Raw genomic sequence first — 13,153 nt, 5'->3', positions numbered from 1 at the left:
AGGCACCCTTTGCCGCAAGATCTGCGCTGCCAGATCAACAGCCTTTTCAGCAGACTTTTTTCAGCCGCCTTTTTGCGGGCGAAAAAAAAGCCGCGCATCTCTCGATTGCTGCGACTTGGATTGTGAATGCTTGGCCCCGGGTAGTACCGAGGGGAAACGACAGCTTGCACGCCAAAATGCGCCAACGCATTGCGCATATACGCAAAGCGCTGGCATTCTAACCAGAGAAAACGGCAGGCAGTTTATTTTTTGCCTAGGTGCAGGGGCCGGGCCATGGCCTGTGGCTATTCAGGCTGCACGTGAGCCTGCGGCAAATGGTGCCGCAGATGCTTTGGCTCAACGCCGCAGCTTCATCACCAGCGGCAGCACCACGCCAGCCATGCGCAGCAGCTTGCGCGGGCCCAGCAGCAGGCCCAGGCCCACAGCTCCCACACACACCACCGGGTGCTGGCGGCCAAAGCCGATGACCCGCTCCATGATGGAGCCATGGTTCAAGGCGTAATCAGGGCCTGCATCGCGCCGCAAGGCCAGCGCCTGTTCGCGCGCAAGGCGGCGACCGTACAGGCGTTCGCGCTGGCCCTGGATGCGTTCCAGCACAGCACGGGCCTCAGGGTCGGCATCCTGCAATAGCACCAGGTCGATGTCTTTGGTTTGTTCTTTCATCCATTGCTCCAGGCTTGTTCCATTTCTCCGCCATCCGGTTGCGCCAGGCGCCCACCGCATGGCGATGCAGCAGCACTGCCCGCCTCTGCTGCGGACCGCGAAGGCCCGCCAGCACATCAGATGCGGCGCTTGGCAGCCTGCCAGTCCTTTTTCAGCACGGCCTTGGTCAGCTGGAAGGGGTTGGTAGCCTTTTTGGCCGTCACCACCAGAAAGACCAATACACCCATCCACAGCACCAGCCAGACTGCTGCCACGAGCCAGGTCACCAGCATGCGGCTTGAGGTATCCCAGAACGAGATGATGATGGCGCCCGAGAGTACCGTCAGCGCCACGATGGTGAGGCCGGCGACCACCAGGCCCATCACCACCATCCAGAGCATGTTCCGTTTCTGCTCCTGCCATTCGATGGACAGCAGGTCCAGGCGGTCTTCTGCTGCAATGGCCCCTTCGGCCAGCAGCGTACGCCCCCTCGCGAGGGTGTCTTCGAGCCCCAGCAAAGACAACCAGTTCATTGATGCTCCTCGATGGAAACAGGGCGTATGCGCCCTGCTTTTCTTATTGGATGACACCGGTGGATCAAGCCTCCGCGCCCGTAGCCCGGCCAGTTGCCGGGCAGGCACGCGGCTCCATCCATCAGCGGCGAGAGAAGATGAAACCGATCAGCGCACCAACCGCCAGGGCAGCGCCTGCCACACGCCATGGCTCATCGTGCGCGTAGCGGTCGGCAGCCAAAGCGGCTTCCTTGGCCTGGCGGGCAGCATCCTGCGCGGCGCGCACAGCGCTGTCGCGGGCATTGCCGGCAGTGTCTTCCAAGCGGGCACGCAGGGCGCGGATCTCCGGCACGCCGTCCAGATCCTTGCTGGACAGCACGCTACGCACGTCGCCCACCAGCTTTTCCAGATCGGCCTGGGCGCTTTCTACGGTGTCGGAAAACAGATTCGATTTACGCATATTCATCATCCTTTTCTTGATCAGGCTTGGGAAACCATAGCTTACGTCAATCAGGCACGGGCTCCAATATGGGTCATACTTTTTGCCCCCCTGCTGCGCAAATCCATGAGAGATGCACCTTCGCCGCGCAAGCCCCACAGCAAGCATATGCGGCGTCAGCTGGATTACATGTTACCGGAGAACACAGGCTCCACTCGCCCTGCATGCACCCGCATAGATGTCAGACAAAGCCTACCGGCCCTGCGCCGGGGTGCGCGCACTACTGCAGCCGCTGCGCCACCGCTTTTCCGATGGCCATGCAACTGGTCAGGCCCGGCGACTCAATGCCAAACAGGTGCACGAGCCCGGCTACACCGTGCGTGCTGGCATCCTGAATCACGAAATCAGCCGCTGGCTCTCCCGGGCCACTGATCTTGGGGCGGATGCCTGCATAGCCCGCAGCCAATGCTCCACTCTGCAGGCCCGGCCAGTAGCGGCGCACTTCGTCATAGAACACTTCGCTACGCAAAGGGTCCACCAGCAGGTCGTCTGCGCTCTGCACCCACTGCACATCGGGGCCGAACTTGGCCTGGCCGCCCAAGTCCAGCGTCAGGTGCACGCCCAGGCCTGCTGCCTCGGGCACCGGATAGATCAGGTGCGAAAAAGGCGCCTTGCCACTCAGCGTGAAGTAATTGCCCTTGGCGTAGTGCGCCACAGGAATGTGCTCGGGCGCCAGCCCCTCAAACCGCCGCGCGAGATCAGGCGCCCACAGGCCCGCAGCGTTGACCACGGTCTGCGCGAGCAACTGCGTGCCATCCTGCGCGGTGAGCAGGATGCCTTTGTGGCCGTCCACCAGCGCATCGCACTGCGCATGGGCCAATGGGCTGTTGAACACCACCATGCCGCCTGCGTTTTCCAGATCACCCTGCAGCGCCAGCATCAGGCCATGGCTGTCGACGATGCCGGTGCTGGGCGAGTACAGCGCTGCCACGCACTCCAGGGCAGGCTCCATGGCGCGGGCCTCGTCACGAGTGAGCAGCACCAGGTCATTGACGCCATTGGCGGCGGCATGCTGCGCAATGCTGCCCAGCTTGGCGCGCTGGCCCTCGGAAGTGGCCACGATCAGTTTGCCGCAGCGCTGGTGGGCAATGCCGCGCTCTGCGCAGTACTGGTAGAGCATTTCCTTGCCCTGTACGCACAGCTGGGCCTTGAGCGAGCCTTGCGGGTAGTAGATGCCTGCGTGAATCACCTCGCTGTTGCGCGAACTGGTGCCGGTACCAATGGCATCCTGCGCCTCCAGCACCAACACCTCGCGCCCTGCGAACGCCAGCTCACGCGCCACAGCAAGCCCCACCACGCCTGCGCCAATCACGACGCAATCGACAACATCCACCACAATGCACTCCTGAATTCTTTTGATGCAGGGAGCTTACAGGCAGTTGGGCCGCGCGCATGCAAAAAAGGGCCGTCCGACGCTGAAAATTGCCTGCCCCGCTCGCCGCTGCGTGGGACTGCCCCATCACCCGCAGCGGGCCATGGCAAAGAAAAAGCCGGTAAGAACCGGCTTTTGCTATCCATTTTGATGCCATGGCGCCCACCGTGCGGGCGCCAGCGGCTCCAATAGATATTACTTCTTGTTGTAGTTGGCGATGCCGTCCACGACTTCCTTGTGCGCTTCGTCCACGCCCTTCCAGCCCAGCACCTTGACCCACTTGCCCTTCTCCAGATCCTTGTAGTGTTCAAAGAAGTGGGAGATCTGCTGCAGCACCAGATCGTGGATATCGCTCAGGTGGTTGATCTTGTCGTAGCTGGGCAGCAGCTTTTGGGTTGGCACAGCCAGCACCTTGCCGTCCACGCCCGATTCGTCTTCCATGTGCAGGATGCCGATGGCTCGGCATGGCACGACCACACCAGTAGGCAGCGGGAATGGCGTCATCACCAGCACGTCCACGGGGTCGCCGTCGCCAGACAGCGTCTGGGGCACATAGCCATAGTTGACAGGGTAGTGCATGGCGGTGCCCAGGAAGCGGTCCACAAACACGCAGCCCGAATCCTTGTCCACTTCATACTTGACAGGAGCGGAGTTGGCCGAGATTTCGATCACGACGTTGAAGACTTCAGGTGCCTTGGCGCCAGGGGTCAGTTTTTCGAAGGACATGCGGTTCCTTAAGAGTCAAATGGTTGGGTGTCTGGAGCACGCCATCGCCGATCGAACTACAGGCTTCCAACCCGCAGGCCACTGGCCGCAGCGTGCAAAACCCGATGATTTTAGGTGCATTGGCTGACAGCTTGCTGAAAAAAGCCCGAACACGGGGGTCTGTGCTTCGTCAAACCCGTGACAGCCCCGGGCCATTCCCGGTAGGCGCCCTACCCATCCTGCGCTAAGGTGACGGGGTAGAACGTGTTCACGTCCCTGCGCTGTGCTGCAGCGCCACCCCTGTACTGATAACGCCATGCAACTGCATTACATCGCCAACGCCTCCGTGCCCTCCCTCTCGGGCAAGACCATTGCCGTCATCGACCCTTCCGATGGCCAGCAATACGACGAAATCCAGCGCGGCAATGCCGAGGACATCGACCATGCCGTGCAGGCCGCCCGCCTGTGCTACCAGAACGTGTGGAGCAAGCTACCCCCGGTCGAGCGCAGCCGCCTGCTGACGAAGCTGTCGGCCAAGGTGCTGGAACACGCTGACGAGCTGGCCGCCATCGAGCAGCGCGACTGCGGCAAGCCCACCAAGCAGGCCAGGGCCGATGCTGCGGCCCTGGCACGCTACTTCGAGTTCTACGCTGGCGCCTGCGACAAGCTCCATGGTGAAACCATTCCTTACCCGCAGGAATTCAGCGTGCTGACCTGGCGCGAACCCCATGGCGTGACCGGCCACATCGTGCCCTGGAACTACCCGATGCAGATTTTTGGCCGCTGCGTGGGCGGCGCGCTGGCCGCAGGCAATGTCTGCGTGGTCAAACCCTCGGAAGACGCATGCCTGAGCCTGATCCGCGTCGCCCAGCTGGCGGCTGACGTGGGCTTTCCGGCAGGCGCCATCAATATCGTCACCGGCTACGGCCATGAAGTGGGCGATGCGCTGGCCCGCCACCCCGGCGTAGACCACATCAGCTTTACCGGAAGCCCCCGCATTGGCACCCTGATCGAACAGGCAGCTGCCGAGCGCCACTGCCCCTGCACCATGGAGCTGGGCGGCAAAAGCCCCCAGATCGTGTTTGCCGATGCAGACCTGGATGCAGCCATTCCCACCATCATCAACGCCATCATCCAAAACTCGGGCCAGACCTGCTCTGCCGGATCGCGCCTGCTGGTTGAGCGCAGCATCTACGAAACCCTGCTGGCACGCCTGGCCTCTGCCTTTGAGGCCTTGCGCGTAGGCCCTGCCACGATGGATCTGGACCTGGGCCCGCTGATCCGCCAGACCCAGCAGCAGCGCGTATGGGATTTTTTGAGCGATGCACACAACGATGGCATCTCCATCGTCGCCCAGGGCCAGATCGTGGACGACGCCCCAGAAGGCGGCTACTACCAGGTGCCCACCCTGCTGCGTGATGTGCCGGTTGGCCATCGCCTGGCGCAGGAAGAAGTGTTTGGCCCGGTGCTCAGTTCCATGGCATTCGACACCGAAGAAGAAGCCATCGAGATGGCCAATGCTACCGAGTTCGGCCTGGTTGCCGGGGTCTGGACGCGCGATGGCGGCCGCCAGTTCCGCGTAGCAAAACGGCTGCGCAGCGGCCAGGTCTTCATCAACAACTATGGCGCCGCAGGCGGCGTGGAACTGCCGTTTGGCGGCGTCAAATCCAGCGGTCATGGCCGTGAAAAGGGGTTTGAGGCACTGTATGGCTTTACCACCTTGAAGACAGTGGCCATTCGCCACGGCTGATTGACTCGGCTTTATCGCTATCCATTCTGACTGCCTGGCGCTCATACCATGGGCGCCAGCAGCCGAAAAACGCCTCACCCGACGCCTTGACGCGCCGCCAAATGCCGCAATGCAACATGGCGGCGTGATTGTTTTTACAATAGCAGCATCACCCGGCGGCGCTTGCTTGTAGCCTGTTGTCTGCTCCTTGCATCGCCATGCCCTCTGCGCCCCTGTCACTTGCTGCACAGACAAAGCGCAGCAGCCGGGCGCATAGTGTCTTCATCGGCGACAGCCCCACTGCAACGCCACCCACATCGACAAGAACATGCCGCTTTCCCCCGTAGCCAACCGTATTCCCAAGCATTTGCGCGACGTGCGCTTTCGCAGTTTCGAGCGCGAGGACGGGTTGTGGGACGTGGAAGGCGAATTGCTCGACACCAAGGCCTATGACCTGGTGCTTTCGGGCGAGCGCAAACGCAAGGCAGGTGATGCCATTCACCACATGTGGATCCGCTGCACCATCAATACGGACCTGGTGGTGCAGGCCATCGAAGTGGCCATGGACGCGCACCCCCTGGGCGACTGCCCCCAGGCCTTGCCTGCCATGCAAAAAATGGTGGGCTGCAGCATGGCGCGCGGCTGGCGCAAGGCCATCGAAGCCAATCTGGGCGATATTGCCGGCTGCACCCATATGCGCGAGCTGCTCTTCAACATGGCCACCGCCGCCTTCCAGAGCGTACACAAGGCCTTTGTATCGGCCGACCCGAGCCAGCCGCCACGCCACCTGGGCCAGTGCGCAGGTTGGGATTTCAACGGCGCCGGTGTGGCCGCCATCTACCCGCAGTTTGTCGGCTGGCAACCACTGGTGCGCCAGCCCTCCCCCGCCGAGGCCACCAAAGCCACCAAAGCGCCTGTTGCGGCCGAGTCGCCATCTGTAACCAGCAAGGCCGAAACCTGAAGAGGCGCCCAACGCCCAGCGGCTCCTGGTCGCTCCTTGGCGCTATTCATTTCCAGCCATAGCGCCTGTCCATGCGGGTTTGCGGCTCCTTTGCTCTGTGGCCTGCGGTACCATTACCGCATGTCCCACCCCATCATTCCGCTGCGCGACGAGCGCGAACTGCCCCACCCTGCCACCCGCCCCATGGTGGTGACAGGAGGCCCGGCAGCCGGAGCAGTGGGAGCCCAAGGGCCGCTCGACCAGCGCCAGCGCCCGTTGCGGGATTTGCGCATCAGCGTGACGGACCGCTGCAACTTCCGCTGCAGCTACTGCATGCCCAAGGACGTATTTGGCAAGGACTACCAGTACCTGCCCCACAGCGCCCTGCTCAGCTTTGAGGAAATCACCCGGGCTGCGCGCATCTTCGTGGGCCAGGGCGTGGGCAAGCTGCGCATCACTGGGGGCGAGCCCCTGCTGCGCAAGAACCTGGAGTCGCTGATCGAGCAGCTGGCGGCACTCAACACGCCGGAAGGCGAGCCGGTAGACCTGACCCTGACGACCAACGGCTCCATCCTGGCGCGCAAGGCCCGGGCACTGAAGGATGCGGGCTTGAAGCGCCTGACCGTGAGCCTCGACAGCCTGGACGACGCGCTCTTTCGCCGCATGAACGACATGGATTTTCCCGTCGCCACCGTGCTGCAAGGCATTGAAGCAGCGCAGGCCGTGGGCTTTGCCAACATCAAGGTGAACATGGTGGTCAAGCGCGGCGTCAACGACCACGAAGTGACCTCCATGGCGCGCCACTTCCGCGGCAGCGGCGTCACCCTGCGGTTCATCGAGTTCATGGATGTGGGCGCCACCAACGGCTGGCGCATGGAAGAAGTGCTGCCGTCTGACGAGCTGCTGGAGCGCCTGCAGGGCGAATTCGACCTGCTGCCGCTCCATGCCACCGCCCCAGGCGAAACCGCCGTGCGGTGGGGCTATGCCGATGCCAACGGCCAGCACGATGCCCGTCTGGGAGAAATCGGCCTCATCAGCAGCGTGACGCACGCCTTCTGCCATGCCTGCAACCGCGCCCGCCTGTCCACCGAGGGGCGGCTCTTTCTCTGCCTGTTTGCCAGTGAAGGTTGGGATCTGCGCAGCCTGCTGCGCGGCGGCGCCAGCGACGAGGATATCGCCGCCGCCATCGCCCACATCTGGGGCCAGCGCAACGACAACTACAGCGAGCAACGCAGCCAGCACCCCGAAATTGCCCAGCTGCGCAAGCGGGTGGAGATGAGCTATATCGGGGGCTGAAGACGCTGCGGCAGGCAAATCTGCCGGTTACATCAGTGATTCCGGCTTTTCCCCGCGCTCATAGACCACATGGGCGCGGCCCACGATCAGTGGGTCGAGCTTGCCGATCTGTCCGGCGTCCTTTTGGGCATAGGGCAACTTGTGCAGCACGTAGCGCAGGGCATTGAGCCGTGCGCGCTTCTTGCAATTGCTCTTGATCACCGTCCAGGGGCTGTCGGCGGTGTCCGTCTCAAAAAACATCGCCTCCTTGGCTCGGGTGTAGTCGTCCCATTTGTCGAGACTGGCTTTGTCGATGGGGCTGAGCTTCCATTGCTTGAGAGGATGCGACTCGCGCTCCTTGAAGCGGCGGCGCTGCTCTTCACGGCTGACGCTGAACCAGAATTTGATGAGGTGCACCCCCGACTGCACCAGATGGCGTTCGAACTCGGGCGCCTGGCGCACGAAATCCTGGTACTCACGGTCGGAGCAAAAGCCCATCACGCGCTCCACACCTGCACGGTTGTACCAGCTGCGATCGAACAGCACGATCTCGCCTGCCGTGGGCAGATGCTGCACATAGCGCTGGAAATACCACTGCCCCCGCTCGGATTCGGACGGCTTCTCCAAAGCCACCACACGCGCGCCACGCGGGTTCAGATGCTCCATGAATCGCTTGATGGCGCCGCCCTTGCCAGCGGCGTCACGCCCTTCAAACAGGATCACCACGCGCTCACCCGTGGTCTTGACCCAGCCTTGCAGCTTGAGCAGTTCCACCTGCAGGTTGAATTTTTCCTTTTCGTAGACGGAGCGGCGCAGCAGGTTTTTATAGGGGTAGCCGCCATCGCGCCAACCAGGGGCCAGCTCTTCATCGGGGTTGCTTTTGCCTGCATCTCGCGTATCAGAGCTGCTGAACACACGCAACAAAGCTTCACGGTCGTCAGGCGAAGCGCCATCAAGCAAGGTGCGCAGGCTCTTTGCACGCTCTGCCGCAGATTGCCCGGACTTGTTGTCCGCAATGTGCAATACAGCCGATACCAACTCCTGCCGCGCCCCCGAAGTAGCCTTGCTTTCGACGTGGGCTGCAATGGCCTCTCGGGTCAGGCCGGGCGGTGTATCACCGGCTGCTGCGGCCCGTACCTCGCCAGAGGTGCGGCGGGATGCACGGGTTGAGGTGGATCTGCTGGATGCCCCGGCATTGGCCCGGCCAGATGCGGTTTGACGGACGGAGGACGGTGTTCGTGTTTTGCGCGCAGTCATGAAAAGACGCCTTTTGATGTATATCTTCTATTCAAAGGCCGTGTCTGCACGCTGCAGTGCAGCAACAGCCACCCGATCAAACATCATGCTTGGCGGCAAAGGCTTGCCTTTGATTTGCGTCAAACGTCACTGAGCGCTGCCGCGCATGATCCTCCGCAACTTCGCATCTTGTTGAGGCATCGCCTTTGCCACCGTTACGCAACCTGCTATCAAAACAAAAGCGATTGAATGAATTTATACACGCCGACAGGTCCGGGCGAATTGCCACAGCCTGGCTGTCTGCCCAATGCGGGCCTGCAGCGCGAAATTCTCTACCGGCAATGGCTGATAGGCACAGAAAGGCTGATGGCAGTAACGGCAGCACGTACACTGAGCCAACATGCGATAGTCCGTGATTGCATGGCTTGCCCGATTATTTCCTGCGTATTCTTCTACAGCAAAGGCCCGGCACTGCTTTCAAAGAAAATATCAGCTCTGTTGTGCCTCTATCTACGCCTTTAGCTCCCTTATCAATAGCAAAATGCCCCCAAACCCCTTGTCCATTCCCCGTGAACAGATTACCGGCCTCGTGCTTTCAGGTGGCCAGGGCTCGCGCATGGGCGGGGTGGACAAAGGCCTGCAGTTGCTGGCGGGCAAGCCATTGGCCGCATGGGCGGCAGAGCGGTTGGCAGCGCAGACGGGCGAGGTACTGGTCAATGCCAACCGCCACCTGCAAGCCTATGCGGCACTGGGCCATGCGGTAGTTACCGATCTGGCGCCTGCGGCCTTGGCGGCCGCAAAAGCACCCGCAGAGCCCTACCCCGGGCCGCTTGCCGGTTTTGCGGCCGGGCTGGCCGCATGCCGCACGCCCTGGCTGTTGACGGTTGCATGCGACACGCCGTTTTTCCCCGCCGATCTGGCCGAGCAACTTGCCCATGCTGCGGTGCGTGACCAGGCGCTGGTTGCCATGGCCTGCACCCGCAGCCCCGGCGGCGAACGCCTGGCGCAGCCCACGTTCTGCCTGCTGCACGCGAGCCTGGCAGGCAATGTGCGAGAGTTTGTGGAATCGGGCGGCCGCAAGGTTCGCCAATGGGTTGCCCAGCATCCATTGGCGCTGGCCGAGTTTTCCCACAGCGCCGCCTTCTACAACGCCAATACGAACGAAGAGTTGGCAACCCTGGCCCGCCAATTGCCGGCACACCGTGCCGAGGTTTGATCAAACACGACCTCGGGCGCGCTGCAAAAGGACGCAACACGCTATGAATTTGATAGTTTTGAATCTGGAGACCGTATGACTTTCAGCCACCAGCATCTGGCGCAGGAACCCAGCCGCGCCGAAGTGGACGCCTTGCCCGCCTACACCGTCATTGAATTTGGTACGCCCTGGTGCCCGCATTGCCTGGGCGCGCAGCCGCTGATTGAAGCGGCGCTCTCGCCGCGGGCCGATATCCGCCACATCAAGGTGGAAGATGGGCCTGGCAAGCCGCTGGGGCGCAGCTACCGCATCAAGCTCTGGCCTACGCTGGTGGTGCTCAAAGATGGTCAGGAAGTGGCTCGCGTGGTGCGCCCAACCAATGCCGCTGCCATTGCAACTGCCTTGGAGCCCTTGAGCGCTGCGCACTGAGTGCACCCAAAAGCCTGCTGCCGGTCTCCTCACAACACAAGGAGAGGCCACCACCCTCTGCTACACAGGCTTGATCGAGAATGCGGCGCTCGGCGCCGTCGGGTCTTCGGGCGACACGCCAAAGTACATGACCCCGGCACCATGCAACTGCACGGTTTCGCGCCGCACCACGGTGGCAGGGCTGGCACCGAAGGCAAGCCAGGTGCCGTAGCGGCTCAAGTCTGTGAAGATAAGGTTGCCGCCGCGCCAATCAATACGGCCATGCTGGCGGGAGACACGGCGATCCAGAACCACCCATTCGGAATCGGACGAACGTCCGATAAAGATCGGCATCTCATGGGTCTCGAATGTCTTCTCCACCCCGCTGCTGGCCAGGCGCAGCCGCACCTGCACTACGGCTTCCTGCCGCATGGGCAGCGACGAGTCGTAGGCGGTGATCACCTCATGCGCTTCGGGCTCGCTCCATTGCACCTGGTAGAGCATGTGCTGCTCGGATTTGCCGCGCACTTCCATCCAGCCCATGGGCACAAAGTTGGTGTCGGCGCGGGCACCCGACTCCATCGTGGATGCACTGGCCCAGATTTCACGATGGCTCGCCTTTTCGCACAGGCGTGAGGCCATGTTGACCGAGTCCCCATAGCAGTCGCCTTCCATGAGCACCACTTCTCCGGTGCTCATGCCAACCCGAACATGGAACTTCTGCGTTGGCGGCAGCGAATCCCACTGCCCATAATGGCGGCGCATCAGCATGGTCATGGCACTCACGGCCAGTGCGCTGCTGTTGAAAATGGCCAAAACCCCGTCACCCAGGGTTTTGACGACCCGCCCGCCCGCTTGCACGACGACTTGCTTGAATGCATCCGTCATGCCTGCGACCGCCCGTGCAGCCCGCTCGTTGCCCAAGGTTTCGAACAAAGCAGTACTGCCCGAGATATCGATAAATACCACGGTGGCGACAGTTGTCATGGATAGTTCGCACGGATGCAGCCACCTCCTCCCACGGAGCGACTACACCCTCAAAGAATTGTTATTACACATATTACACCGCAAACCGGGGTCCATAACCAAGCGGATTCGCTCGCAACAGCATCAACAAATCTATGCCACTGGCTGTGCCGTGCGGCAAATCCACTGCCGCCGCCGCATGGCGCGTTGCAGCAATGCTGCAATACCGCTACATATGCCCCCAGTAGATCAATGCATCGCGCCCTTCCACACTGAGCGAGACCTGGGCGCCGACCGGCAGCACCACCTTGGTTGGAACATGGCCGAACGGCAGGTTGGTGAAGACGGGAATGGTCAGCTGGTTGCGTAGCCATTGCACCACGGTGGCCAGCTTGTAGCCTTTGTCGTGCGCATTGAGCTTGTAGTCGCTGAACTGGCCAAATACCACTGCCTTTTGCTGGGCCAGAACACCGGCATGCAGCAAGGTGATCAGCATGCGTTCGATCTTGTAGGGCGTCTCGCCCACGTCTTCGATGAACAGCACCCCGTTTTTGACCTTGGGCAGGTACGGCGTACCAGCCAGCGAGGCCAGCATCGCCAGGTTGCCGCCCCACAAGGTAGCTTTGGGAATGTAGGTTTCCGCATCGGCAGATGGGCCCTGTACAGTACCCGGGCGCTCTGCCAGCGTGCGCCAGCCAGCACCTTCGCCATGGCCCATCAGCAGGTCTTCAAAGCAATCGAGCATGATGTCGTCCATGCCCTCTTCCGCGCCGATGTCGGCCACCAGCGACGGCCCCGCCCAGGTCACCGCCCTGGTCCTGGCATACAGCGCCATCTGCAGCGCCGTGAAATCGCTCAGGCCCATCCACTGCGTGCCGCCCTCGATGGAGCGCGCAATCTGCTCATAGTCGATGCGGTGCAGCAGGCGCGAGATGCCGTAGCCGCCGCGTGTCATCATCGTCACATCAGCGCCACTGGCTGCCGCGCGGGCAATGGCAGCAAGGCGGGTGTCGTCATCTCCGGCAAAACGCGTCCAGGAATCGAGGGCCGCCGGGTCCACCTCTACCGTATGGCCCAGCTCCTTGAGCCTTGCAACGCCACGGCGAAAGCCCTTTTTGTCGCGTACCGCGCCCGACGGGGAGTAGATATAGATGCTGCGCGGGCCAGTATGGTGGTGGTCGCAATGGGCATGGTCGCATGGGCCGTCATGGCCATGGTCATGCGGGTGGTTGTCGTGCTGGTGCATGGTGCGCAGTCGATAAAAGCATGGCAGACAGGTCTGCCCGAATCATGGAAAGAAGATCGCGGCGCACAGTTGCGCCGCGCTGCCGCAGGAACCTGCCTTCAGGGCAATCGCAACAGGCTGGTTTCAAGAATGGCTCGCATTATGCGCTCAGAACGTGTTTACGATCTCTACGCAGCCGCGTTGGAGCACAATCGGGATGGGTTCGAAGCGATGGGCCGCAGCTTGCACCGGGGTGCAAGCAAGGGCCAGCGCACAGAAATCGCCCGATTTCACGCCAACCCGTTGGGGCAGTGGGTTTGGGGGCGCCCGGCTAGGGAGGCCCGGTCAGGGGAGCCCGCAAAATTACTGTCGCGGCGCGAGGAGATCGTAGACACGTTCTTAGGCCGTCTGGCCCGGCGGCCTGTAAGGCAACTGCTGCACCCAGCGGG

At 62.1% G+C, this 13,153-nt stretch carries 13 protein-coding genes; 5 read left to right on the top strand and 8 right to left on the bottom strand.

Translation table 11 applies throughout. The features are described from left to right. Positions 1–336 precede the first annotated feature (336 nt). From HNP33_RS16120 to ppa, 5 genes are all read right to left on the bottom strand, one after another. Positions 337–663: a hypothetical protein gene (locus HNP33_RS16120; RefSeq protein WP_184710300.1), complete on the bottom strand. Its 327-nt coding sequence runs from the start codon at positions 661–663 to the stop codon at positions 337–339. 116 nt (positions 664–779) lie between these two features. After that, positions 780–1,175, bottom strand: coding sequence for a phage holin family protein (locus HNP33_RS16115; protein ID WP_184710302.1), 396 nt, complete (start codon positions 1,173–1,175; stop codon positions 780–782). A gap of 121 nt (positions 1,176–1,296) precedes the next feature. Next, entirely contained in the window at positions 1,297–1,614 is a 318-nt protein-coding gene (locus tag HNP33_RS16110; RefSeq protein ID WP_184710304.1) for a DUF883 family protein, read from the bottom strand. A gap of 259 nt (positions 1,615–1,873) precedes the next feature. Beyond that, the gene (locus HNP33_RS16105) at positions 1,874–2,989 is read right to left on the bottom strand and encodes an NAD(P)/FAD-dependent oxidoreductase (RefSeq protein ID WP_184710305.1); all 1,116 of its coding nucleotides are present in this window, start codon (positions 2,987–2,989) and stop codon (positions 1,874–1,876) included. Positions 2,990–3,220: 231 nt separating this feature from the next. Beyond that, the gene (gene ppa, locus HNP33_RS16100; RefSeq protein ID WP_184710307.1) at positions 3,221–3,751 is read right to left on the bottom strand and encodes an inorganic diphosphatase; all 531 of its coding nucleotides are present in this window, start codon (positions 3,749–3,751) and stop codon (positions 3,221–3,223) included. 295 nt (positions 3,752–4,046) lie between these two features. On the opposite strand from ppa, the gene HNP33_RS16095 reads away from it, so the two are divergent. The 3 genes from HNP33_RS16095 to moaA all read left to right on the top strand — a co-directional run bounded on the left by HNP33_RS16095 (position 4,047) and on the right by moaA (position 7,695). After that, the gene (locus tag HNP33_RS16095; RefSeq protein ID WP_184710309.1) at positions 4,047–5,480 is read left to right on the top strand and encodes an aldehyde dehydrogenase family protein; all 1,434 of its coding nucleotides are present in this window, start codon (positions 4,047–4,049) and stop codon (positions 5,478–5,480) included. Between the two features lie 307 nt (positions 5,481–5,787). Continuing rightward, a complete protein-coding gene (locus HNP33_RS16090) occupies positions 5,788–6,420 on the top strand; it encodes a DUF2889 domain-containing protein (protein ID WP_184710311.1) in 633 nt (210 codons plus the stop codon). A gap of 120 nt (positions 6,421–6,540) precedes the next feature. After that, entirely contained in the window at positions 6,541–7,695 is a 1,155-nt protein-coding gene (moaA, locus tag HNP33_RS16085; protein ID WP_184710313.1) for a GTP 3',8-cyclase MoaA, read from the top strand. A 27-nt stretch (positions 7,696–7,722) separates the two neighbouring features. Here moaA and ppk2 read toward each other — a convergent pair whose 3' ends face one another. Further along, complete coding sequence (gene ppk2 / locus HNP33_RS16080) at positions 7,723–8,931, bottom strand: polyphosphate kinase 2 (RefSeq protein ID WP_184710315.1); 1,209 nt, start codon at positions 8,929–8,931, stop codon at positions 7,723–7,725. 520 nt (positions 8,932–9,451) lie between these two features. Here ppk2 and mobA point away from each other — a divergent pair. Both mobA and HNP33_RS16065 read left to right on the top strand, forming a co-directional pair. Then, positions 9,452–10,126 (top strand): molybdenum cofactor guanylyltransferase MobA, encoded by a 675-nt coding sequence (mobA, locus tag HNP33_RS16070; protein ID WP_184710317.1) that lies wholly within the window; start codon positions 9,452–9,454, stop codon positions 10,124–10,126. Between the two features lie 75 nt (positions 10,127–10,201). Beyond that, complete coding sequence (locus HNP33_RS16065; RefSeq protein ID WP_184710319.1) at positions 10,202–10,534, top strand: thioredoxin family protein; 333 nt, start codon at positions 10,202–10,204, stop codon at positions 10,532–10,534. A gap of 60 nt (positions 10,535–10,594) precedes the next feature. Here HNP33_RS16065 and HNP33_RS16060 read toward each other — a convergent pair whose 3' ends face one another. Then, positions 10,595–11,500 carry an adenylate/guanylate cyclase domain-containing protein gene (locus tag HNP33_RS16060; RefSeq protein ID WP_184710321.1) on the bottom strand — a complete coding sequence of 302 codons (906 nt, stop codon included), beginning with the start codon at positions 11,498–11,500 and terminating at the stop codon, positions 10,595–10,597. 208 nt (positions 11,501–11,708) lie between these two features. Continuing rightward, complete coding sequence (locus HNP33_RS16055; protein WP_184710323.1) at positions 11,709–12,725, bottom strand: LD-carboxypeptidase; 1,017 nt, start codon at positions 12,723–12,725, stop codon at positions 11,709–11,711. Positions 12,726–13,153 lie beyond the last annotated feature (428 nt).

The sequence above is a fragment of the Comamonas odontotermitis genome (assembly GCF_014207855.1).
Lineage (GTDB): Bacteria > Pseudomonadota > Gammaproteobacteria > Burkholderiales > Burkholderiaceae_C > Comamonas > Comamonas odontotermitis_A.
This window is presented reverse-complemented; position numbering and strand designations above follow the sequence as displayed.